A 22,921-nucleotide genomic window follows, 5' to 3' on the forward strand; every position below is an offset into this window, starting at 1 on the left:
GCCCATGACCGATACCCGGCATTTTTTGGACCTCGCTGACATCCCGGCCGAGGCTCTGCGCGGGATTCTGGACGCCAGCGTCGAGATGAAGCGCACGAACGGCGCGTTCGGCAAACCGTTGGCCGGCAAGACGCTGGCGATGATTTTCGACAAGCCGTCGACGCGGACCCGCGTGTCGTTCGAAGTGGCGATGCGCCAGTTGGGCGGCGACGTGATCCTGCTGGATCCGGCGTCGATGCAACTCGGGCGCGGCGAGTCCATTGCCGACACGGCGCGCGTGCTGTCGCGCTATGTCGACATCATCATGATCCGAACCGGCGAGCATGCGACGCTGCTGGAACTGGCGGAACACGCCACGATTCCGGTGGTGAACGGCCTGACCAACACCTCGCATCCCTGCCAGGTGATGGCGGACGTGCTGACGTTCGAGGAACACCGCGGGCCGATCCGCGACCGCAAGGTGGCCTGGGCCGGCGACAGCAACAACGTGCTGACCTCCTGGGTGCATGCGGCGTCGAAATTCGATTTCCGTCTCGACGTCGCCTCGCCGCCGCCGCTCCAGCCGACATCGGCGGTGCGCAAATGGGCCAAGGCGAACAAGACCCGTCTGCGCGTGACCGAAGACCCGATGACCGCCATCGCGGATGCCGATGCCGTGGTCACGGACACCTGGGTTTCCATGCACGACGAGGATGCCGGGCGCCGTCACAATCTTCTGATGCCCTATCGGGTTTCGTCGGCGTTGATGGCCAGGGCCAAGCCGGGCGCCATCTTCATGCACTGCCTGCCGGCGCATCGGGGCGAGGAAGTGGAGGCCGCCGTGATCGACGGCCCGCAATCGGTCGTGTTCGACGAGGCCGAAAACCGCCTGCACGTGCAAAAGGGCATCCTGGCCTGGTGTTTGGCCTAGGACGGCACGCGGTGCCAATCGTGGTGCGGGCGCGGCCGCTCTGAGGGCGGGCGTTTGCGGGCCTAGGCCTGCGTGCGCCGCCGGGGCGCCGTTGGGGCGCGGCCGGGACAGGCGGGCGCCCCCGGCCATGGACGATCTGTTCCGTTGGGAGCTTGGCGATGACGGCGATAGCCGACAATTTTGCGTTGCCATTCGAAATCGAACGCAACGGCCTGCGCGGCCGACTGGTGCGGCTTGGCGATAGTGTCGATGGCATCTTGCAGCGGCACCGCTACCCGGCCGTGGTCTCCGCCCTGCTGGGGGAGGCGCTGGCGCTGGCCGCCTGTCTCGCCTCCACCGTGAAGATCGAGGAGGGGGTGTTCACCCTCCAGGCCAAGGGCGGCGGCGGGCCGGTTCGCCTGCTGGTGGCGGACGTTACCAGCGAGGGCGCGTTGCGCGGCTATGTCGGGTTCGATGCGGAGGCCGTGGCGGCGCTGCCGGCGGAGGAGGTCTCGACCGCGCGGCTGTTCGGCGGCGGCCATCTGGCCTTCACGGTCGACCAGGGCGCCGATTTCGAACGGTATCAGGGCATTGTGGAACTGGCCGGCGAATCGCTGGCCGACGCCGTCCACCAGTATTTCCGCCAGTCCGAGCAGATCGGCAGCGGCCTGAAACTCGCCTGCACGCAGGGAGAGGACGGACGCTGGCGCGCGGGGGCGTTGCTGGTGCAGAAACTGCCGGACGACGTGATCCGTAAGGCCGCACCGGAAGATATCCCGGACCTGGTGGAGGCGGACGAGGGCTTTCGCCGGGCGCTGATCCTGATGGGCAGCGCCACGGCGGCCGAAATGACCGATGCGACATTGCCGGCCGAGCATCTGCTGTTTCGGCTGTTCCATGAGGACGGGGTACGGGTTTACGATCGGCGCGAGGTGGTCGATCGGTGCCGCTGTCGCATCGACCGGATCGAAAGCGTGCTGCGCCAGTTCGGGCGCGCTCGGGTGGAAGAGTTCAAGGTCGATGGGGCCGTCAAGGTGACCTGCGAGTTTTGCACCCGCGAGCGCGTTTTCGACGATGCGGCGTTGGATGCCATGGGATTGGAGTGACGGGAAAAGCCATGCGAGTCGTCATTGCCAGACAGGCCAGGGTGGCGGTGCTGCTGACCGCCCTCGTGTTGACCGCCCTTGAGCTGACCGGATGCATGTCAGGAGCCGATTCCGGGCCGCAGCCCGGCATGACCAAGGCATGGCAGCCGCTGACCTTTCGCCTGGGCAGCGTGACGCTGGTGGATGCCGCCGACGGGATCGAGGCCGATCCGGATCTGATCGGTGCCTTTTCCCGCCCGCCGCACCAAGTGGTTCGCGACTGGGCCGTGGCGCGTCTGCACGGCACGCCGGGTCAGCCCGGCCGGCTTGTGGTCGATGTCAACGAAGCCTCGGCCGCGCGGACCCAGTTGGACACGACGCCCGGCGTCCGCGGCTGGTTTACGCGCGATCAGGTCGAGCGGGTGACGATTCGGCTGGCGGTTCACCTGGAGGCCCAGCGCAATGACGGCAGCCTGATTGCCTCTGCCGACGCGCGCGCGTCCTCCAACCGCACCTTCGGCCAGCGGCTGGCGCCGGCCGATCGCCGGGCCGCGCTCGACGCGCTGCTGCAACAGGCGCTGGTGGCGCTGGATCGCGAGATGGAAACCCAGGTGCGCGCGCAAATGGCCGACCTTGTGACGCCATAGCGCCATTGCTGCCCTTTCGTTTGGTGCGGACGATGCTATATTGAGCGGTGACTGGCGGCGGGCGGACCCCTCGCCAACCCGGTCAGGTCCGGAAGGAAGCAGCCGCAACGAGCTCCGGTCTGGGTCGTCCGCCAGTCACCCTCTCCCCCGTCCATGGCCTCTGGTGCTGGATGTCTGATCCCGCCTACCGCGTTCTTGCCCGAAAGTATCGACCGGTCGATTTCGACGGCCTGATCGGGCAGGAGGTGCTGGTTCGGACACTCTCCAACGCCATCGCGGCCGGCCGGCTGGCCCAGGCCTATGTGCTGACGGGCGTGCGCGGCGTCGGCAAGACCACGACGGCCCGTATCCTGGCCCGCGCCTTCAACTGCATCGGGCCGGACGGCACCGGCGGCCCGACCGTGAAGCCCTGCGGCGTCTGCGAACATTGCCGGGCGATTGCCGAGGACCGCCATGTCGACGTGGTCGAGATGGACGCCGCGTCCAACAACAGCGTCGACAATATCCGCGAAATCGTCGAGGCGTCGCGCTATCGGCCCGCCTCCGCGCGCTACAAGATCTATATCCTGGACGAGGTGCATATGCTCTCCAACGCGGCGTTCAACGCGCTGCTGAAAACCCTGGAAGAGCCGCCGCCGCACCTGAAATTCATCTTCGCCACCACCGAGATCCGCAAGGTGCCGGTGACGGTGCTCTCGCGCTGCCAGCGCTTCGACCTGCGCCGGGTCGAGGCCGCGGAACTGGCCGCCCATTTCGCCGGGATCGCCCGGCAGGAAGGCGTCGAGATCGAGGCGCCGGCCCTGGAACTGGTGGCGCGCGCCGCCGATGGCTCGGTGCGCGACGGCCTGTCGATTCTGGACCAGGCGATTGCGCTGGCCGATGGGCCGGTGCGCGAAACCCAGGTGCGCGACATGCTGGGCCTGGCCGACCGCGGCGTCGTGTTCGATCTGGCCGACGCGCTCATTGCCGGCGACGCGGCCGAGGCCATCGCCGTTGCCGAGCGCATGCACGCGGTCGGCGCCGACCCGGCGGTGGTGCTGAACGACCTGCTGGAACTGGCGCACTGGCTGACCCGCCTGAAGATCGACCCCACCGCCGGCGGCGATGCGCTGATGCCGGAGGCCGAACGGGCGCGCGGCGCGCAAATGGCCGAGCCGTTGAGCGTGCCGGTGCTGGCGCGGCTCTGGCAGGCGCTGCTCAAAGGGGTGGGCGAGCTGAACCAGGCGCCGTCGCCCTTGCTGGCGCTGGAAATGCTGTTGGTGCGCGTCGCCTATATGGCGAACCTGCCCAGTCCCGCCGATCTGGTGCGGCAGTTGCAGGAGGGCGGTGCCGCCGCGGCGCCGCGCCCGCCCGCTGCGCCGTCCGACGCCCCGCCGTCGCGTCCGCGAGCGGTCGGCGCCATGCCCGTTGGGGAAATGCCCGTTGGGGAAATGCCGGTCGGGCATATGCCAGTCGGGGATATGCCGGTGAGGAATAGGCCGGTGAGAGGCGCGGCGGCTGTCGCGCCGGCGGCGGCGGCCGTCTCGCGGGATCGCGCGCCGCCGCCTCCGATCGAGGACATCGTGGACCTGCCGCCGGCGGGGCCGGAAGAGGAGGAGGCCGCGGTCGTCCATCCGCTGCCGGAGAGTTTCGCGGCGCTGGTCGGCTATTTGGAAAAGCGCAAGATCGAGCCGTTGCTGACCGCGCGCCTGCGCTCGCAGGTGCGGCCGGTGGCGTTCGCGCCGGGAATGGTCACCGTGGCGCTCGTGCCGGGGGCCGACCGCGAAATCGTGCAGTCGCTGCGGCTGCTGCTCGAACGCCTTTATGGCAATGGCTGGCGGGTGACGCTGGCGGAGTCGTCCGACGCGGCCACGGTGGCGGAACAGGCCGAGGCGGCCGAGGCGGCGGAGCGCGAGGCGGTGTTGCAGCACCCGCTGGTGCAGGCGACATTGGACGCCTTTCCCGGCGCATCCGTCGGCGCTATTCGTTCGCGGGCCATTGAAGTCGATCCAGACGAGGCGGTGATGCCGCCCGAAGACGAGGACTAACCGAATGAAGAACCTGGGGAATATCCTGAAGCAGGCCCAGAACATGCAATCGCGCATGGCCGAGATCCAGGAGGAGTTGCAGGACCTGGAGATCGAAGGCCAGGCCGGTGCCGGCCTGGTGCGGGTGACGGTCAACGGCAAGGGCGAAATGCGATCCCTGCAACTCGACCCCGCGGTGGTCGACAAGGACGAGGTCTCGGTGCTGGAAGACCTGATCGTCGCCGCGGTGAACGATGCCCGCGGCAAGGCCGAAACCGTCAGCCGGGAAAAAATGGCGGCCCTGACCGAGGGCTTGCCGCTGCCGCCGGGCCTGAAACTGCCGTTCTGAGGCGGGACGCGCCGCGCGTGGCCGACAATGCGATCGAGCATCTGATCCGCCAGTTGGCGCGGCTGCCGGGGCTGGGACCGCGGTCGGCCCGGCGCATCGCCTTGCATCTGCTCCAGCGGCGCGAAAGCGCGTTGCAGCCGCTGCTGGCGAGCCTCACCGCGGTGGCCGGGTCGGTGCGGCCCTGTGGCGTCTGCCGCAATCTCGACCTGACCGACCCGTGCTCCATCTGCGCGGACCCGGCCCGCGACCGTCACGCGCTTTGCGTGGTGGAGACGCTGGCCGACCTCTGGGCGCTGGAGCGCAGCGGTTCGTTCCGGGGGCGCTATCACGTGCTGGGCGGGCTGTTGTCCGCCTTGGACCGGGTGGGGCCGGAAGACCTGGGAATCGGCGCCCTCATCGAACGGGCCAGTGCGGCGGAGGTGACCGAGGTGGTGCTGGCGCTGGGGGCCACGGTCGACGGCCAGACCACGGCGCACTATCTGTCCGACGCCCTGGCGCACACGGATGTGCGCATCACCCGGCTGGCGCACGGCGTGCCGGTGGGGGGCGCGCTGGAATATCTGGACGACGGCACGCTGTCCGCCGCCATGCGGGCGCGCCGGCCGCTATAGGGGCGTCGTCTTACTGGCTGGCCCAGAGAATGCGGGCGAGCCATTCCACTTCGCTGGTTTGCAGCACCGGATCCGGGTGATCCGGATTGACGCTGCGCAATTCCACCCATTGGGCCGTGCGGCGCACCAGTTCCTTTGCCATCACCTCGCCTTCGCGGGTTTTGATGACGACGCGGTCGCCGCGCCGGATATTGGCCGCGGGCGAGACGATGATGCGGTCGCCGTCGCGGTAGAGCGGTTCCATGGAATCGCCGCTGACCACCAGGGCGTAGGCGTTGGGGTCGCTGATATCGGGAAACACGACCTCGTCCCAGCCGGCGCCGGTCGGATAGCCGGCATCGTCGAAATAGCCGGCATGCCCCGCCTGCGCGCAGCCGATCACCGGGATGCGCTGGGTCGCGCGCACCGTCTGGTTCGGCAATTCTTCCAGAAATTCCGCCATGGAAGCGCCGGTGGCCTCCAGCACCTTGGCCACGCTCTCGGTGCTGGGCCAGCGCAGCTTGCCGTCCCGTGTGACCCGTTTGCTCTTGTTGAAGGTGGTCGCATCGAGCCCCGCCCGTTTGGCGAGGCCGGAGGGCGACAGGCCATGCCGTGCCGCCAAACCATCGATTGCCGCCCAAATATCCGAATGCTTTAGCATGGGAACACTATCTCATAAAATCCCTTGACGTACACTAAGAACATATTCATAATACGGCGGAAATCGGGCGAAATATGGAGTGATAAATGTCTCATATCACAACAGTTTCCGGAAAGTTCCGAGAAGAGGGTCTTAATATGTTCTCTTCGGCGGAGGAGGCCTGGCTCTGGGCGGTGCAGGGCATGCGGTGCCGCCTGGCCGGTGCCCATGTCCTGCCGGGGCTGGCAAGGGCGGAGCGGCCTTGCGAGGCTTCGGACGTGCTGAACTGGGCGACGCGCCTGCGCCGGGAACGGCGGCTGACGGCGGACGAACTGGGGGTGCTGCTCCTGTACGGCCGCCACGCGGTCCCGCCCCACGCCCTGGGGGCGAAGCACCGGCCCGCCGTGCCGGTCTGGGACAAGGCCCTGGCCGTGCTTGAGTCATTGCTGGTGCAAAAGGGGGTCGTCGCGGCGGGCGCGGAGGGCGGTATCCATGGCTGACAGGGCATTGGTGGTGTTCAGCGGCCAGACGGACCTGGCCTGGCAGCGCCTGTTGTGCCCGGGATTCCGGCACTGCAGCCTGATTCTGGAAGAGGGAAGCGACTGGCTGTTGGTCGAGCCGCTGGCGACACGCTTGCAGGTGCGGCGGCTGGGATTGGCGTCGGTCGATTTGCAGCGGCGATTGACCCGCGCCGGCCTGACCGTGGTCGAGACCGCACGCCGTCCCCCGTCCGACCGGCCGGCGCCGCCCGGGCTGTGGACCTGTGTCGAGACCGTGAAACGCGGCCTCGGCATCCGTGCCCTGTGGGTGCAGACCCCCTGGCAGCTCTATCGCTATTTGGGAACAAAATAGGAAAATAAGGCTTGACCTTGTGGTAATATAGGATTATAAAGCTAATCAAGAGGCCGGAATTGCGCCCTGCGACCAGTAACCCGTTGGGTGCGCATCGAAAGGAGTGTCCATGGCTGCCGTACTCAGTCCTCTGCTGCTCGATCAGCCCGCGGTGCCGCCGCCGACCGCGGCGCCGACGCCGTCCTCCGCCAATGCCGCGGCGAGCGCCGCCCGGGCGGAAGCGGATGCGGAAGCCGCCGTGCGGCGGCAGGCGCTGGCCCGGGTCCGTCGCGGCCGGCTGGGCACGATCGCGACCAGCGCGCGGGGGATTCTCGCCCCCGGCCCGTCCACGGTCGAGCGTCGCTCGCTGCTGGGAGGCTAGGCATGACCGGTGCCGATCGGATCCGCGCGGACTTCCGCCGGGCCTTCCAGAATCGCCAGTCATGGGAATCCCGCTGGCGCGACTGTTACCGCTTTGCCTTGCCGCAGCGGGAGGTCTCGGCAACGGCCGGCGGCGACCCGCTGTTCGATGCGACCGCGGCCGACGCGGTCGACCAGCTGGCCGCCAGCCTGCTGTCGGAACTGACGCCGCCCTGGGTGCGGTGGCTGGAACTGAACCCCGGCACCGACGTGCCGGCCGCGGAACGGGCGGAGGTGGCCCCGGCCCTGGATCAGGCCAGCGCCGTGCTGCAATCCCATTTCGACCGCTCCAACTTCGCCGTCGAGGTGCACCAGTGCTTCCTCGACCTGGTGACGGCGGGGACCGCCTGTCTGCTGTTCGAGGAAGCGCCGCTGGGCGAGGCCAGCGCCTTTCGCTTCACCGCGGTGCCGATCCTGGACGTGGTGCTGGAGGAAGGCCCGGCGGGGCGGCTCGACCGCACCTGGCGGCGGCTGCGCCTGGACGCCGACCGCTTCCGGTCACGCTATGGCGTCGAACCGCCGGAGAGCGCCAAGGGGGAGGGCGCCCCGCCCATCGCCGTGCTCGAATCGGTGCAGCCGGTCGCCGACGGCTATCACTATGTTGCCGTGCGCGAATTGCCGGATGGCGACGACGGTTTGCTGGCCGAAGGCCAGTTCGCCTCCAGCCCCTTCATCAGTTTCCGCTGGATGAAGGCGCCGGGCGAGGGCTATGGCCGCTCGCCGGTGATGAAGGCGCTGCCGGACATCAAGACCGCCAACAAGGTGGTGGAACTGGTGCTGAAAAACGCCTCCATCGCTGTCACCGGCATCTGGCAGGCGGACGATGACGGTGTGCTCAACCCCGCCGCGGTCAAGCTGGTGCCGGGGGCGATCATCCCCAAGGCCGTCGGGTCCGCGGGGTTGGCGCCGTTGGAGGCGCCGGGGCGGTTCGACGTGTCCGAACTGGTGCTCTCGGACCTGCGCGCCCGCATCCGCCATGCGCTGCTGGTGGATCGGCTGGGCCTGGTGCAGGGGCCGCGCATGACCGCGACCGAGGTGCTGGAGCGCGCGGCGGAAATGGCGCGCGTGCTGGGCGCCACCTATGGCCGCTTGCAGGCGGAATTGCTGGAGCCGCTGGTCGGCCGGGGCTTGGCGATCCTGCGCCGGCGCGGCGAGATCGGCGATATCCGCGTCGATGGCCGGGTGATCGCATTGCGCTACCGCTCGCCGCTGGCCGAGGCGCAGCGCCGGGCCGATGCGCAGTCGGCGCTGCAATGGATCCAGACGGTGGCGGCGCTGGGGCCGGAGGCGATGGCCGCGGTCGACCTGCCCGCCTTTGCCCGCTGGTTCGGCGAGCAGATGGCGGTGCCGGGCGAGCTGATCAAGCCGCTGCCGCCCCCGGACCCGTTGGGCGTCCAGGCCCTGGGCGTCGCGCCCTTGGGGCTCGAAACGATGGTCGCCGCGCTGGAGCCGGTGCAGGCAGGGATGACGGGCCATGACGGATAGCGATGCCGACGGTTGGGCCTGGTTCGAGCCGGCCGTCGACGCCAGCGGGGATTCGGCCTTGCCGGATGTCTTCGTCCGTGCCTTTGCCAGCGATGCCGGCCGGCAGGTGCTGAGCCATCTGCGCCGCGCCACCATCGAGCGTCGGCTGCCGCCGGACGCGCCGGAATCGTTGCTGCGCTTCGTCGAAGGCCAGCGCAGCCTGGTGGCCCGGATCGAGTCGCTGGCCACTCCCAAGCCGCAGTAAGGAGCTTATCGTATGGAACAAAATGGCAACGAAACCGCCGCGACCGCCGCGACCGCCGTCGACACCGCGCGGCCGCAGGACATTCCGGAGAAATTCTGGGACGCCGAGGCCGGCGCGGTGCGGGTGGACGCCCTCGCCAAATCCTACCGCGAGCTGGAAAAGCATATGAGCGGCATGGTTCGCCTGCCCACGGACGACACCCCGCCGGACGAGCGCGAACGCTTCCGTCGCGCCCTGGGCGTGCCGGAAACGGCGGACGCCTATGACCTTGCCGCCGGCGCGGACGAGTCCGGGTTGGCCGCGGACCCGGACGTGAACCGGCGGCTGCACGCGGCCGGCTTCTCCAACGACCAGGCCCGGCTGGTCTATGATCTGGCGCGCGAATACGTGACGCCTCTGGTCGAGCAGGCCGCGGTCGAGTTCGAGGCGGAGCGGCAGACCGAACGGCTCGCCCGGCATTTCGGCGGCGAGGACAAATGGCAGGATATGAGCCGCCAGCTGCGGGACTGGGGCCAGGCCAACCTGCCGGCCCCGGCGCTGCGGGCGCTGTCCACCACCTATGAGGGCTGTCTGGCGCTGCACGCCATGATGCAGACCGGCGAGCCGGCGCTGGACCGGGGCGACGCCGGGCCGGATCGGGCCTCGCTCGACCAGTTGAAATCGATGATGCGGGACCCGCGCTACTGGCGCGACCGCGACCCCGCCTTTGTCCGTCAGGTCACCGAGGGCTTCGAGCGCGCCTACCAGGGCGGCTGAGGCCCATCTCCGCAATCGCGCTGCCGCATGGCTCCGTTTGGTGAGCCACGCGGCGGCGCGGTGGTCGGCCCGCCGGGGAACTGCCCGGGCGACGCGCGGGTGCCGATGGCGCCCCGACGCCGGCGCCGCAGCCCGGCGGGCCGCTGTCTTGTCGTGGCCGCGAAGGCTCCGAACCGGAGCCTCGCGACAACCGCAGCGCAAGGCGTTGTTCCACCCACTCCCAATGCAAGGATGACCACCGCATGTCGGTATCCATCGACCAATCCTTCGTCCGCCAGTTCGAGGCGGAGGTGCACGAGGCCTATCAGCGGATGGGCTCGAAACTGCGCCAGACCGTGCGCTCCAAGGGCGACGTGAAGGGCAGTTCCACCACGTTCCAGAAGGTCGGCCAGGGCGCGGCCTCGACCAAGTCGCGCCATGGCCTGGTGCCGGTCATGACCATCGACCACACCGCGATCGAGTGCGTGCTGACCGACTATTATGCCGGCGACTGGATCGACAAGCTCGACGAGATGAAGGTCAATATCGACGAGCGCCAGGTCGTCGCCAATGCCGGCGCCTTCGCGCTGGGGCGCAAGACGGACGAGTTGATCCTGTCCGCCCTGGATGCGTCGGCCAATTTCGCCGGCACCGCCGCCGATGGCCTGACCAAGGCCAAGGTCCTGGCCGCCTTCGAAATGATGGGCGCGGCCGACGTGCCGGACGACGGCCAGCGCTTCGCCGTCGTCGGCTGGAAGCAGTGGGCCGAACTGCTGGATATCCCGGAATTCGCGAACGCGGAATATGTCGGTGCGGATGCGTTGCCCTGGCGCGACACCCAGGCCAAGCGGTGGCTGGGCACGACCTGGATTCCCCATTCCGGCCTGACGCTTTCGGGCTCCACCCGGCTTTGCCACTGGTTCCACCGCACCGCGGTCGGCCACGCGTCCGGCGCCGAGGTCCAGACCGATATCACCTGGCATGGCGACCGAGCCGCCTGGTTCGTCGCCAACATGATGAGCCAGGGCGCGGTGATGATCGAGGGCGCGGGCGTGGTCACCATGCGGTGCCTGGAGAGCTAGGGCCGGTGCCGGCCCGGAAAGGCGGTCGCCATGGCCTTCGATGATGATGGTCTGGGTGTGCTCGCCTATTGCAACGGGTTCACCTTCTGGCACTACCGCAGTTCGGTCGATGGCGCCGCGGCGGTCGCGGCGAACGGCTATTTCAACCCTGCGGCGGCGCTGCTGCGGTGGGGGGACGTCGTTCTGGTCCAGGACCGCAACAACGCGACCTGGCTGCGGTGCGTGTCGCTGCATTCCGGCGGCCAGGTGAACACCGCGGCGCTCGCCTGACCCACGCGGGCGACGCTCGCCTGACCCACGCGGGCGACGCTCGCCTGACCCACGCGGGCGAGGCCCGTCTGACCCACGCGGGCGAGGCCCGCCTGACCCGCGCACCCGTGGCGTGAGCCCGACCCCCGCCGCTTGCGGAGCCGTGCCGTCCACGTCTCCGCCCGCGACGGGGGTCGGTCCGTTTCGGCCGGTTCCATCCATTCCACCAAGGAGGTTTGCCATGGCGATCAGCGCCATTGCGCTTTGTTCGCGCGCGCTCCTGAAACTGGGCGCGCGCCCCATCGCCAGCTTCGACGAAGGCACGGCGGAGGCGGAGGTCGCGGCCAATCTTTACGGCTCGATCCGCGACGCCCTGCTGTCCGCCTATGCCTGGTCGTTCGCGACGGCCCAGGCGCGCCTGCCGCGGCTGGAGGCGCCGCCGGTGGCCGACTTCGACGCGGCCTTTCAACTGCCCGCCGACTTTCTGCGCGCGGTCTCCGCCGGCGTCGGCGCGCGCGGGCGCGGTCTTGCCTACCGCATCATCGACCGGCGGCTGCACACCTCCAGCAGCGAGGCCTATCTGACCTACATTTTCCGACCGGCGGAGACGGATTTCCCGCCCTTTTTCGACCAGTTGCTGATCGCGCGACTGGCGGCCGAGTTCTGCATCCCGATCACCGAAAGCTCGTCCCGGGCCGAGATGCTCTATCGCATCGCCGAGGCGGAATTCCGCCGCGCCCGCCTGATCGACGCCCAGCAGGACACCCCGGCCGCGCTGGAGGACTTCCCCCTGGTCGGGGTGCGCGGCCGATGACGCGGGTCAACCTGCTGAAGACGAATTTCACGGCGGGAGAAATCTCGCCATTGCTGTTCGGGCGCGGCGACCTGCGCGCCTATGACAACGGCGCGGCGGCGCTGCGCAATGTCTTCATCCACCCGACCGGCGGCGTGCAGCGCCGGCCGGGCCTGCGCTATGTGGCGACGGCGCGCGGACCCGGGCGCCTGGTCAGTTTCGAGTTCAACACCGAACAGACCTATCTGCTGGCCTTCAGCGACGGCATGCTGGATGTCTATGACGACGGCGTGCTGACCGCGTCGGTGGCCACCCCCTGGTCCGCGGCGCACCTGCCCCAGATGGCCTGGACCCAGAGCGCCGACACCCTGCTGGTCACCCATCCGGAGGTGGAGCCGCGGCGGATCACCCGCACCGGCCCCGGCAGTTGGAGCATCGACACCTGGCCGTTTGCCGCCGGCGGCGACCTGCGGTTTCACCCCTATTACCGGTTTGCCGCCGCGGCGGTGACGCTGACGCCGAGCGATGTCACCGGCGTCGTCACGCTTGCGGCCTCGGCGGCGGTGTTCGACGCCGCGCATGCCGGGCAGACTTGGCGGGTTGCCGGCAAGCAGGTGCGTATCGACGCCGTCGCCTCGGCCACGGAGGCCACGGCCACCGTGCTGGAAGACCTGCCCGCCGCCGACCCGACCCCGGATTTCGAGGAGCCGGCGTTTTCGAGCCTGCGCGGCTGGCCGGTGACCGTGGCCTTCCATCAGGACCGGCTGGTGATCGGCGGCAGCCGCGATCTGCCGAACCGGCTCTGGCTTTCGAAGGCGGGCGACCTGTTCAATTTCGACCTGGGCGAGGGGCTGGACGACGAGGGCATCGAATTCCCGATCCTCTCCGATCAGGTCAACGCCATTCGCGGCGTGTTCAGCGGCCGGCACCTGCAGGTGTTCACCTCCGGCGCCGAATGGATGGTGACCGGCGATCCGCTGACCCCGACCTCGGTGCAGGTGCGCCGGCAGACGCGGATCGGCTCGGTGGTCAGCCGCCACATTCCGCCGAAGAACGTCGACGGCGCGACCCTGTTCATCGGCCGCACCGGGCGCGAGCTGCGGGAATTCCTGTTCGCCGACATTGAGCAGGTCTACCAGGCCGCGGACCTGGCGCTGCTGGCCCGCCACTTCTTCCGCCAGCCGGTGGCCCAGGATTTCGATCCGGAGCGCCGCCTGCTGCATGTGGTGCTGGCCGACGGTTCGCTGGCCACGCTCACGGTCTACCGCGCCGAACAGGTGACCGCCTGGAGCCGGCAGGAGACCGAGGGTGCGTTCCGCGACATCGCCGTGGTGGGCGAGCAGACCTATGTGGCGGTCGAACGCGAGCACGGCCTGTTCCTCGAAACCTTCGACGAGGCGCTGGGCGTCGACAGCGGCGAGGTGCGCCGGTTTTATGCGCCGGCGACGCAGGTCGACTATCTCGACCGGCTGGAAGGCCAGACCGTGACCATCGTCGCCGACGGAACGGCGCGCAGCGATGCCGTGGTTGCGGGGGGCACCGTGCCGGTCGGCGCGGGCTCGACCGAAATCGCCATCGGCCTGCCCTTCCGCCATGTGATCGAGGCGCTGCCCGTGGCCGCCAATTTCCCGCGCGGCCCGGCCCAGGGTGCGGCCTACCGGCTGGTGGAGGTGACGTTTCGCCTGCACGAGACCGGGGCGCTGGTGGTCGATCTGGGCGACGGCGCCAAGCCGACGCCGTTCCGCCAGGTCGGCGGCAACATGACCTTCGGCGCGCCGACCCCGAATTTCAGCGGCGACAAGCGCCTGCGCGCGCTCGGCTGGCGCCGGGCCGGGATCGACCGGCCCTGGCGGATCGAGCAGGCCGCGCCGGTGCCCTGCACCGTCCTTTCCGTATCCACCGAACTCAAGGTGACCGACTGATGGCAGCCCTTTCCTCCGCCGTCGGACCGGCTTTGCTGTCCGGCGCCTCCGTCGGCCTGAACCTGCTGCAACGCTCGCAGGACTTGCAGGCCGCCGAAGCCGAAGCGCGCCGCCGCGCCCGCACCGCCGAGGCCGACGCGCAATTGCGGCTCGACGATCTGCGCGCGCAGCAGGCGGCCGACAGCGCCCAGCGCCGGGACGCCCTGCGGCGCGCCCAGGCGCGGGCGCAGGCGCTGCTGGGCGCGCGCGGCGCCGGCACCGGGTCCGGCTCCGGTGCGGCCGTGTTGCAGGGGCTGGCCGCCGAAACCGCCCGCGATGCGGCCTTTGCCGACCAGGAATTCGCGCTCAAGGCCGACGGCATCCTGCAGGGCGCGGACAGTGCGCGCGAGCGGGACCTGCTGGCGCTCGCCGACCGGCGCCGCCGCGCGCAACTCGACAGCCTGCGGGACGGGCTCGGCCTGACCGGCCGGCTCAACCTGCTTTGATCCGAACGGAGGACCGGCCCCATGGCTAACAGCGGCCATATCCAGATCACGACCACGCCGCCCCGGGTGCAATACGTCGCCGACGGCGTGCAGAGCGTGTTCGTCTTCCCCTTTCCGATTTTCACGGCCGGCAATCTGCAGGTGTTCCTGGACGGGTTGCTGCAATCGGGCACCTACACCACCGCCGGCGTCGGCGCGAGCCATGGCGGCTCGGTCGCGTTTCTGACGCCGCCGGCATCGGGCGCGCGCATCACCATCCGCCGGCAATTGCCGGTGCAGCGCACCAGCGACTTTCAGGAAGGCGGCGACTTCCGCGCCAAGACCCTGAACGACGAACTGGACTACCAGACCGCCGCGATGCAGCAGATCGAGACCGACGTGATCCGCGGCCTGCGCCTGCCGCCGGCCGACCCGGATGTCGACACCACCCTGCCGGACAGTCAGGCCCGCGCCGGCAAGCTGCTGGCCTTCGATGCGACCGGCGCGCCGGTGACGCTGGCGCCCACCGCCTCGCTGCCGGACGATGCCAGCGACCGCTATGTCACCGGCACGGGCCAGGTGACGCCGCGCACGCTCGCCGACCGCTTTGCCGCGATGCCGACGGTGCTGGACCGCGGCGCGGCCGGCGACGGCAGCCGCGACGACGGCCCGGTGCTGGCGGCGCTGGACGAGCCGCACGGGCTGCCGAAGGGCGACTATGCGGTCGCGGCCGACGCCCTGGCGGCCATCCGCCCCTACCGGCTGGAGGGCGCGGGCGCGCTGCACGATCCGGCCGCGACGGAAACGCCGCTGAAGGCGCGCCACGCCCTGTTCAACCCTCAGGGCACCGGCCGGGCCGTGGCGATGCTGGCCGGCCTGCTGCCGGATCTGGCCGGGCCGACGCCCGACCTTTCGGCCCTGGCGCGGGCGATGGCGGACGGGGCGGTCAAGGTGGTGTTCGTCGGCGACAGCATCACCGAAGGGGTCTATGACGTCGAGCCGGAAAACCGCTGGGCGGCCCTGTTCCAGCAGTCGCTGGAGCACGCCTTCCCCCGCGTCGCCTGGACGTTCGAGAACCTGTCGCTGGGCCAGCGCGACGCCCAGCATCTGGCGGATCCGAACTATCTGGCGCTGGCGGCGGAGCCGTCGGACCGGGATCTGGGCTTTTACCGCGCCCCGCCCGGGCCGTTTCCGGCGGATTCCTGGAGCACCGGCTCCGAGACCGGCGTTTCCTGGCGGCAGCACGTGGCGAATGCCGCGCCGGACCTGGTGGTCTGGGCCCATGGCATGAACAATTTCACCATGACCGGCCAGGAGTATGCCGACGCGGTCGCCGGCTTCCATGCCTTCACCCGGACCTGGGCGAAGCCGCCGAGCATGGCCGTGGTCGCGACCTTCCTGCCCACCCGCCTGGACCCGGCCTACCGGGCGCAGCAGGTGGCGCTCGACAGCCATTACCGCATCCTGCGCGCGCTGGCCCGCCAGCATCGCCTGTCCCTGATCGACGCCAATCGCGTGCACCATTTCCTGCGCGACGGCCTGGACGAGGGGCGTCGCCTGTGGTTTCGGGAGGACGCTTTCCGCGCCTTCGGCACCGATTGGTGGGACTATCTGGAAGGCAGCGCCGCAGGCGTCAGCCTGAACAGCGGCCGGCTGGTGTTCGGTGGCACGGCTCGGCCGTGGCGCAAGCTGGCGGCGGCGGATTTCCAGGCCGATCTGACCTGGCGGCCGGCCCAGAGCGGCGACGTGCTGGCCTTCAACTACCGCATCGACCCGGATACCCCCCTCGAACGCTACGAGTTCCAGTGGTCCGGCGGCAATCTTCGCCTCTACTGGAAGGGCGGTTCCAAGGCCCAGGTGATCGCCGGTGCCGCCACCGTCGGCGCGGACAACCATGTGCGCCTGCGCTGCGATGGCGCCCGGCATCGGGTCTGGATCGACGGCGTCCTGAAGCTCGACGCGCTGGACCATGAGAGCCTCCGCGAGGGCGGCTGCGCCTACCGCGCCTATCGGGGCGGGGCGGGCTCGCCGCAGATCGGCTGTACGCTGAAAGTGGGCTATCCCGCCCGCTATGCCCGGCCGCTGCTGCACGAGGACGACCTGGTCGGGCTCGGCGACTGGGCCGGCAATGCCGACAGCGCCGGCGGCAATGGCGTGAACCATCCCAGCACCGCCGGGCATTATCTGATGTACGCCCCGGCCTTCGGCGCCTTCATCGCCCTGCTGCGCGCGCTGCCGGCGCCATCGGTGATCCGCCATGCGGCGTCGACCGCGGCGATCGCCACCACGGCCCCCACCTTCGTCTCCACCGGCGAACAGGTGAGCGTGCAGGGAGAGGCGGGCGAGTTGGCGCTGGTGAGTTTCAACCTGCACGTGGTGAACCAGGCGCCGGCCACCAAGGCCAACCTGGCCCGCCTGACCCTGAACGGCGCTCAGATCGCCGAGACGACCCAGTATCTGCCGCCGACGGACGACGCCGGTGTCGTCGTGTCCATGGCGACGGTGCCGGTGGCCCTGGTCCAGGGCAGCAACACGTTCGCTCTGGAATGGCGGGCCGAGGCCGACACCCACACGCTGGAAAGCAAGGTGCCGGGGCGCTCGCTCGTGGTCCAGAAAGTGGGGGCGGCGAATGGGTGACGTCGACACCGAGGCGCGGGAGCGCATCGCGGAAGTCGCCGGCCGGCTGGCGGCGCACGAGCGCCATTGCGACGAGCGCCACGCCAATCTGCGCGATTTCATGGCCCATATCCAGCGCCAGACCGAACGCATCAACATGCGCCTCCTCTCGATCTGGCGCTGGATCATCAGCGTGCTTTGCCTGCTGGTCGTCAGCCTGCTGGGGCTGATGACCGACCTGCTGAGCCGTTCGCTTTTCACATGAACAAAAAGGGAACAATCATGTCGCGATACAACAAGGCCTGGGCGGCCGGAATCGCCCAGGCGGCGATTCAGATCGCCGCCGCCTTCGTGCCGTTCGATCCCGAGCTGGAACAGGCGCTGGGCGTGGTGCTGACCGCAGCCATCGTGTTGCTGGTGCCAAACCGGCCCGCGGACCCGGCGACGGCCAAGCCGGAGGCGACGCTCCGCAGCCCGGTCTGGGTCGGTCTGGCGGCGATCGGTCTGGCCGTGCTGCTGGGTGCCTGCTCCGGACTGGGCGATACCGTGGGCGACGGATTGCTGGGGCCGGATTGCGGGCCGGAGAGCCGGGCAAAGCGGGCGGAATTGCTGACGGAACGGGTGCTGGCCCGCTACCCGTCCGTGGCCAACGATACGCTCACGGCGGCGGTGGCCGGGATGTACGCCGCGGCTGCCGACGGCGGCGACATGGAGGCGGCCTCCGTCGCCTACCAGTCGGCCCTGGCCGCCAGCCTGGTGCCGGTGATCGGCGCCAGCATTGCCGAGCCGGTGTTGCTGCATCTCAGCCGGATGCCCGGCGCGGCCCAGGACTTTCTCGTCATCCGCTCGCAACTGGCCGCCTTCTGCGCCGCTGCCGGCGCCTGAGATCCCGTCCCGACCCTGGGGAGAATGGTGGAATGCAATCGAGCCTGTTTGCCCTGACCCTGATAGGATTCTTCGCCTCTGCCGCAGGCCCGGCCGGGGCGTCCGCCGCGGCGGCGACGGCCACGGTGACCGTGCCTTGCGGACCGCGACCCGAGGTGGTTGCGCAACTCGCCGGCCGTCATGACGAACGCCAGGTGGCGTTCGGCCTGGCCCGAAGCGGGCAGGTGATGGAGTTGTGGGCCGGCCCCGCCGGCGGCTGGACGTTGCTGGCAACGCTGCCGTCGGGCCTGACCTGCCTCGTCGCGGTCGGCGAGCGGCTGGACGTGCGCCCGCCGCCCGCGGCACCGCCGGCGGATCCGGCGTAATCCGCATGGCCGATCCCGACCCGGAACAGCCGTGGCAGTCCTTGGCCGCGCGGTTGCCGACCCTGGTTCACGGCCAGTTCGCGCTCTATCGCCGGCTGATGCGCCTCGAAACCGCGGAGGACGACGGCCCGCGCGAGGTCACCGCCTGGGAGAACGCCCGCAAGGCCGCGCTCGCCCATTTGCAGGCGCTGATCCGCGTGCACGACCTGGTGCAGGCCCGTCTCACCGCCACCGGCGGCTCGGAGCCGCCCGATCTCGACCGGATGCTGGCCGGCATCCGCGAGGAACTGGCGGAAAGCCGGGACGGGGAGGGGGAGCCGGAGCCATGACCCCGCTGTCCTTCCCCGAATTCGCCCTGCTCTGGCAGCGCTGGCAGGGGCAGGCCACGCCGGCCGTGCACCGGCGCATCCTGCGCTGGCTGGCCGCGCGGTTGATGGAGGGCGAGCAACGGCTGCTGCTGCTCGCCTTCCGCAATTGCGGCAAGTCCACCCTCCTGGGGCTGCTGGCGGCCTGGCTGCTGTACCGCCACCCGGACCATCGCGTGCTGGTGCTGGCGGCGGAACAGGCGCTGGCGACCAAGCTCAGCCGCTATGCCCGGCAGGTGGTGGAGCGCCATCCGCTCTGCGCGCCGTTGCGCGGCAAGGGCGCCGGGCTCTGGACCGACGAGGCGTTTACCGTCGCCCGCACGGCCACCTGGCGCGATCCGTCGCTGCTGGCCCGCGGCATCGGCGGCAATATCACCGGCGCCCATGCGGACACGGTGATCTGCGACGATGTCGAGGTGCCGAACACCGCTGCCACCGCCGCGCGCCGCGCCTGGCTGCGCGAGCGGCTGGGCGAGATCGAGCACATCGTCTCGCCGGACGGGCTCCAGATCTATGCCGGCACGCCGCACACCTATTACTCGATCTATGCGGATGCGCCGCGCGCGGAGATGGGCGAGGACGCGCCATTCCTGGCGGGCTATCGCCGCTGCACCGTGCCGATCCTGGCGCGCGACGGCAGCAGTGCCTGGCCGGAGCGGTTCCCGCCGGACGCCGTGGCGGCGATGCGGGCGCGGATCGGCCCTTCCGCCTTTGCCAGCCAGATGCTGTTGCAGCCGGAGGCCCCCGATGCCGCCCGGCTCGACCCGGACCGGATGCGCGCCTACGACGCGGACCTGGTGCTGACGGTGCGCAACGGCCGCTCGGAATTGTCGCTGGGGGATACGCGCCTGGTCGCTGCCAGCGGCTGGTGGGACCCGGCCTTCGGTCAGGGCGAGCGGGGCGACGGCAGCGTGTTCGCCGTCGTGTTCAGCGATGCGGACGGCGGGCTCTGGCTGCACCGCGTCGCCTATCTGCGCGTCGATCCGGCCGATCCGCTCGACCCCGCCGGCCAGCAATGCCGGCAGGTGGCGGAGCTGGCGGCCGACCTCTACCTGCCCGGCCTCACCATCGAGACCAACGGCATCGGCGCCTTCCTGCCGGGCCTGTTGCGCCGCGAACTGGCGCGCCGGCGCCTGGGCGTCAGCGTTCAGAGCGCCACCGCCCGTCAGGCCAAGGACACGCGCATTCTGGCGGCGTTGGAAGTGCCGCTCGCCGCCCGGCTGCTGCGCGTTCATCGCTCGGTGCTGGAGACGCCGTTTCCCCGCGAAATGCGGGAGTGGCGGCCGGGTCGCAACCAGCGCGACGACGGCCTGGACGCCGTCGCCGGCGCCATCGCCGCCGCACCGGTGCGCCTGCCGGTGCACGCCATGGCGGGACAGACCGCGCCCTGGTGGGGCCACGGCCCGGTTCAGGCGCCGAGCGACTTTTCCCTCTGACCCGTTTCCCACCCTCCCAACCCCTTCGGACAAAAGGAAACCCGCCCATGACCCTGGCCGCCACCCTGCAGCCGGCAACCGACCGCCACGGCCGCACGCTCGCCCCTACGCTCGCCATCGCCGACGCCCACCGCAGCCCCGCCGGGCATCTGGCCGACCTGCTCGACGCCATCGTTCTCGACGGCAATGTCCGGGCCATGGAAGGGGTGGCCGCGGTGCTGGTGCGGGCCGGAGCCCGCATGCGGATGCTGGCGGACGACGCGCTCGACGGCCGGGCCCGCACCCGCCGGCTGCCGGTTGCGGGCAGCGCCAGCCACCGCACATGGCCGAGCGCACGGCGCGGCGCGCGCTGGCCGGCGCCATCGCCGACCCGAGCCGCGGCGCGACGCGCTTTCACCGCCTGGGCGACCTGCCTGCCTGGGCCACCGGGCAGAAGCCGGTGGTGCAGTTGGGAGAGATCGTGTTCTACCGTGCGGCGCTGGACCGGCTGGCGGCGGGGAGAGGCGGCTGATACACGGGGCGGAATCTCTCGACACTGGGCGGACCGATGGCGGACCAAATCATTCAGGACTGGGCGATGCGGGCGTTTCGGCTCTGCGACCCGGAAACGGCGCACCGCGGGGCTCTCTGCGCGTTGCGCCTGGGGCTCGTCCCGCCCTTGCCGCCCGCGCCGGACAGTCTGGCGACGGAGGCGTTCGGCCGCCGGCTGGCCTCGCCGGTCGGCATCGCCGCCGGCCTCGACAAGGACGGCGAGGCGATGGCGCCCCTGCTGGCGCTGGGGGCCGGCTTCGTCGAGATCGGGGCGGTGACGCCGCGGCCGCAGCCGGGCAATCCCAAGCCCCGACTGTTCCGCCTGACCGCCGACCGGGCCGTGATCAACCGGTTCGGCTTCAACAGCGCCGGCCATGCGGTCGTGGCCGAGCGGCTGGCCGCCTTCCGCCGCTATTCGCGCCAGGCCGCGGGGGTGGTCGGCGTCAATCTCGGCATGAACAAGGACAGCACCGATCCGGCCGCGGACTACGAGGCCGGCGTGCGGGCGTTCGCGCCCCATGCGGACTTCGTGACCGTCAACGTCTCCTCGCCCAACACCGCCGGCCTGCGCGACCTGCAACAGGAAGACAGCCTGCTGGCCATTGCCGGGCGGGCACGCGCGGCGCTGGCGGCGATGCCGGGCCCGTGTCGCCTGATGGTGAAGCTGGCCCCCGACCTCTCCGACGAGGCCGCGGCGAGCCTGGTCCGGCGCATGACGGAGGCCGGGCTGGTCGACGGCTGGATCGTCAGCAACACCACCATCGCCCGCCCCGATTCCCTGCGCAGCCCGAACGCCCGGGAAACCGGCGGGCTGAGTGGGCCGCCGGTGTTCCAACGCTCGACCGAGCTGCTGCGCGTGGTCTGGCAGGCGAGCGGCGGCGGCTTCGTCATTGGCGCGGGCGGTGTCAGCGACGGCGCCACCGCGCTGGCCAAGATCCGCGCCGGTGCCTCGCTGCTGCAACTCTACACCGCCATGGTCTATGACGGGCCGGGCGTTATCGGTAGGATTCATGCCGAACTCGCGGCCTTGCTGGCCCGCGATGGCTTTGCCCGTGTCGCCGACGCGGTGGCCGCCGACCATCGCTGATCGTCCCGGACCGTCCCGGACCGCCCCGGATCGCCCCGCCCGTTCGCCGCCTCTCCATCAGGATTTCTCATTGCCATGACCGAGCCCTCCGCCGCCATCCCGCAAATCCTTTCCGGCCTGGCCGAGGTGATCGACGCCTATGACGGCCTGTTGGTCGACCTCTGGGGCTGCGTGCACAACGGCATCGCCCCGTTTCCGGCGGCGGTCGACGCCCTGTTGCGCGCGGCCGAGCGGGGCAAGCAGGTGTGCCTGCTCTCGAACGGGCCGCGGCGCGGGTCGGTTCTGGTCAGGCGCCTGGACGAGATGGGCGTGCCGCGCGCGGCCTACCACCACGTCATGTCCTCCGGCGAGGCGGCCTGGATGGCGCTCGCCGAGCGGGCCGATCCGTTCCACGCCGCGTTGGGGGCGCGGTGCTACCGCATGGGGCCGGAGCGCGACGCCAGCGTGCACACCGACAACGGCCTGACGCTGGTCGAATCCCTGGCCGAGGCGGATTTCGTCCTGTGTACCGGCATTATCGACAATGACGAGACCGTGGAGGATTACACGCCGGCGCTGCGGCAGGCACTGGCGCACAACCTGCCGATGGTCTGCGCCAATCCGGACCTCGTGGTGCATATCGGCGACCAGCTGACGATTTGCGCCGGCGCCCTGGCCCAACGTTATCAGGAGCTTGGGGGAGCGGTCAGCTATCACGGCAAACCGTATCCGTCCGTCTATCACCAGTGTTTCCGCCTGACGGGGATTGCCGACCGGCGCCGGCTGCTGGCCATGGGCGACGGCCTGCGGACCGATATCAAGGGCGCGAACCTGATGGGAATCGACTCGCTGTTCCTGACCGCTGGCATTCATATCGACGACATCGGGCCGTCGCAGAACGACCCTCACGCGGTGCAGGCCGTCGCGCGCCAAATTGGGGCGAATCCGACATACGTTTTGTCTCAACTTCGGTGGTAGGAATCGGCTATCTTAAAATATATGGTTGCGACATCTTATCATCGTATGAGATCTACTTAAGAAATTACCTCATAAGGACTAAGTAGATTGAACCATGTTTTGCCGCAATTCGGCACAAAATTGCCCAGATGAGGCGGTAACCCTAACACTCTGCGGTCGATTTGTGAGGGAAAGTTCGCGTTTTAAGAGAATGACGCTTGACCCATACAAGCGTATACTGACAATATGTATTCAACCGTATATCGCCC

The 22,921-nt window shown here is 69.9% G+C and carries 27 protein-coding genes and 1 other RNA gene; 27 read left to right on the forward strand and 1 reads right to left on the reverse strand.

The window, feature by feature from the left end; all coding sequences use genetic code 11:
* Positions 1–4 precede the first annotated feature (4 nt).
* From argF to recR, 7 genes are all read left to right on the forward strand, one after another.
* The gene (gene argF, locus H6844_05525) at positions 5–910 is read left to right on the forward strand and encodes an ornithine carbamoyltransferase (GenBank protein MCB9928860.1); all 906 of its coding nucleotides are present in this window, start codon (positions 5–7) and stop codon (positions 908–910) included.
* 158 nt (positions 911–1,068) lie between these two features.
* On the forward strand, positions 1,069–1,995 hold the full coding sequence (locus H6844_05530) for an Hsp33 family molecular chaperone HslO (protein MCB9928861.1): 927 nt from the start codon (positions 1,069–1,071) through the stop codon (positions 1,993–1,995).
* 11 nt (positions 1,996–2,006) lie between these two features.
* Complete coding sequence (locus H6844_05535; protein ID MCB9928862.1) at positions 2,007–2,621, forward strand: hypothetical protein; 615 nt, start codon at positions 2,007–2,009, stop codon at positions 2,619–2,621.
* 46 nt (positions 2,622–2,667) lie between these two features.
* An RNA gene (gene ffs / locus H6844_05540) (signal recognition particle sRNA small type) lies at positions 2,668–2,764 on the forward strand.
* 27 nt (positions 2,765–2,791) lie between these two features.
* Positions 2,792–4,648, forward strand: a complete 1,857-nt coding sequence (locus tag H6844_05545) for a DNA polymerase III subunit gamma/tau (GenBank protein ID MCB9928863.1) — start codon at positions 2,792–2,794, stop codon at positions 4,646–4,648.
* A 4-nt stretch (positions 4,649–4,652) separates the two neighbouring features.
* Complete coding sequence (locus H6844_05550; protein ID MCB9928864.1) at positions 4,653–4,976, forward strand: YbaB/EbfC family nucleoid-associated protein; 324 nt, start codon at positions 4,653–4,655, stop codon at positions 4,974–4,976.
* A gap of 17 nt (positions 4,977–4,993) precedes the next feature.
* Positions 4,994–5,587 carry a recombination protein RecR gene (gene recR, locus H6844_05555; GenBank protein ID MCB9928865.1) on the forward strand — a complete coding sequence of 198 codons (594 nt, stop codon included), beginning with the start codon at positions 4,994–4,996 and terminating at the stop codon, positions 5,585–5,587.
* A gap of 10 nt (positions 5,588–5,597) precedes the next feature.
* On the opposite strand, the gene H6844_05560 is transcribed toward recR, so the two are convergent.
* Positions 5,598–6,227 (reverse strand): helix-turn-helix transcriptional regulator, encoded by a 630-nt coding sequence (locus H6844_05560; protein ID MCB9928866.1) that lies wholly within the window; start codon positions 6,225–6,227, stop codon positions 5,598–5,600.
* A 137-nt stretch (positions 6,228–6,364) separates the two neighbouring features.
* On the opposite strand from H6844_05560, the gene H6844_05565 reads away from it, so the two are divergent.
* The 20 genes from H6844_05565 (at position 6,365) to H6844_05660 (ending at position 22,673) form a co-directional block, all read left to right on the forward strand.
* Complete coding sequence (locus H6844_05565) at positions 6,365–6,706, forward strand: hypothetical protein (protein ID MCB9928867.1); 342 nt, start codon at positions 6,365–6,367, stop codon at positions 6,704–6,706.
* Positions 6,699–7,058, forward strand: a complete 360-nt coding sequence (locus tag H6844_05570; GenBank protein MCB9928868.1) for a hypothetical protein — start codon at positions 6,699–6,701, stop codon at positions 7,056–7,058. The genes H6844_05565 and H6844_05570 overlap by 8 nt, the downstream gene beginning before the upstream one ends.
* 109 nt (positions 7,059–7,167) lie before the next feature.
* Entirely contained in the window at positions 7,168–7,419 is a 252-nt protein-coding gene (locus tag H6844_05575; GenBank protein ID MCB9928869.1) for a hypothetical protein, read from the forward strand.
* Positions 7,420–7,421: 2 nt separating this feature from the next.
* Entirely contained in the window at positions 7,422–8,942 is a 1,521-nt protein-coding gene (locus H6844_05580; GenBank protein MCB9928870.1) for a head-tail connector protein, read from the forward strand.
* Positions 8,932–9,186 (forward strand): hypothetical protein, encoded by a 255-nt coding sequence (locus tag H6844_05585; protein MCB9928871.1) that lies wholly within the window; start codon positions 8,932–8,934, stop codon positions 9,184–9,186. The genes H6844_05580 and H6844_05585 overlap by 11 nt, the downstream gene beginning before the upstream one ends.
* 12 nt (positions 9,187–9,198) lie before the next feature.
* Positions 9,199–9,942, forward strand: coding sequence for a hypothetical protein (locus tag H6844_05590; GenBank protein MCB9928872.1), 744 nt, complete (start codon positions 9,199–9,201; stop codon positions 9,940–9,942).
* A 242-nt stretch (positions 9,943–10,184) separates the two neighbouring features.
* The gene (locus H6844_05595) at positions 10,185–11,003 is read left to right on the forward strand and encodes a hypothetical protein (GenBank protein MCB9928873.1); all 819 of its coding nucleotides are present in this window, start codon (positions 10,185–10,187) and stop codon (positions 11,001–11,003) included.
* A 30-nt stretch (positions 11,004–11,033) separates the two neighbouring features.
* The gene (locus tag H6844_05600; GenBank protein MCB9928874.1) at positions 11,034–11,273 is read left to right on the forward strand and encodes a hypothetical protein; all 240 of its coding nucleotides are present in this window, start codon (positions 11,034–11,036) and stop codon (positions 11,271–11,273) included.
* Positions 11,274–11,493: 220 nt separating this feature from the next.
* Complete coding sequence (locus H6844_05605; protein ID MCB9928875.1) at positions 11,494–12,066, forward strand: hypothetical protein; 573 nt, start codon at positions 11,494–11,496, stop codon at positions 12,064–12,066.
* The gene (locus H6844_05610) at positions 12,063–13,967 is read left to right on the forward strand and encodes a hypothetical protein (GenBank protein MCB9928876.1); all 1,905 of its coding nucleotides are present in this window, start codon (positions 12,063–12,065) and stop codon (positions 13,965–13,967) included. Before H6844_05605 ends, H6844_05610 begins: the two co-directional genes overlap by 4 nt.
* Positions 13,967–14,452 carry a hypothetical protein gene (locus H6844_05615; protein MCB9928877.1) on the forward strand — a complete coding sequence of 162 codons (486 nt, stop codon included), beginning with the start codon at positions 13,967–13,969 and terminating at the stop codon, positions 14,450–14,452. Before H6844_05610 ends, H6844_05615 begins: the two co-directional genes overlap by 1 nt.
* Before the next feature lie 21 nt (positions 14,453–14,473).
* On the forward strand, positions 14,474–17,068 hold the full coding sequence (locus H6844_05620; protein ID MCB9928878.1) for a hypothetical protein: 2,595 nt from the start codon (positions 14,474–14,476) through the stop codon (positions 17,066–17,068).
* Complete coding sequence (locus H6844_05625) at positions 17,061–17,312, forward strand: hypothetical protein (GenBank protein MCB9928879.1); 252 nt, start codon at positions 17,061–17,063, stop codon at positions 17,310–17,312. The genes H6844_05620 and H6844_05625 overlap by 8 nt, the downstream gene beginning before the upstream one ends.
* A 17-nt stretch (positions 17,313–17,329) precedes the next feature.
* A complete protein-coding gene (locus H6844_05630; GenBank protein MCB9928880.1) occupies positions 17,330–17,932 on the forward strand; it encodes a hypothetical protein in 603 nt (200 codons plus the stop codon).
* A gap of 32 nt (positions 17,933–17,964) precedes the next feature.
* A complete protein-coding gene (locus tag H6844_05635; GenBank protein MCB9928881.1) occupies positions 17,965–18,297 on the forward strand; it encodes a hypothetical protein in 333 nt (110 codons plus the stop codon).
* Positions 18,298–18,302: 5 nt separating this feature from the next.
* A complete protein-coding gene (locus H6844_05640) occupies positions 18,303–18,626 on the forward strand; it encodes a hypothetical protein (GenBank protein MCB9928882.1) in 324 nt (107 codons plus the stop codon).
* Positions 18,623–20,098, forward strand: a complete 1,476-nt coding sequence (gene terL, locus H6844_05645; protein MCB9928883.1) for a phage terminase large subunit — start codon at positions 18,623–18,625, stop codon at positions 20,096–20,098. Before H6844_05640 ends, terL begins: the two co-directional genes overlap by 4 nt.
* A gap of 322 nt (positions 20,099–20,420) precedes the next feature.
* A complete protein-coding gene (locus H6844_05650; GenBank protein ID MCB9928884.1) occupies positions 20,421–20,609 on the forward strand; it encodes a hypothetical protein in 189 nt (62 codons plus the stop codon).
* A 36-nt stretch (positions 20,610–20,645) separates the two neighbouring features.
* Positions 20,646–21,716, forward strand: coding sequence for a quinone-dependent dihydroorotate dehydrogenase (locus H6844_05655; GenBank protein MCB9928885.1), 1,071 nt, complete (start codon positions 20,646–20,648; stop codon positions 21,714–21,716).
* A 75-nt stretch (positions 21,717–21,791) separates the two neighbouring features.
* Positions 21,792–22,673, forward strand: coding sequence for a TIGR01459 family HAD-type hydrolase (locus tag H6844_05660; protein MCB9928886.1), 882 nt, complete (start codon positions 21,792–21,794; stop codon positions 22,671–22,673).
* The last annotated feature ends 248 nt before the right edge of the window (positions 22,674–22,921 follow it).

The organism is Alphaproteobacteria bacterium (assembly GCA_020638555.1).
Classification (GTDB): Bacteria; Pseudomonadota; Alphaproteobacteria; order Bin95; family Bin95; genus JACKII01.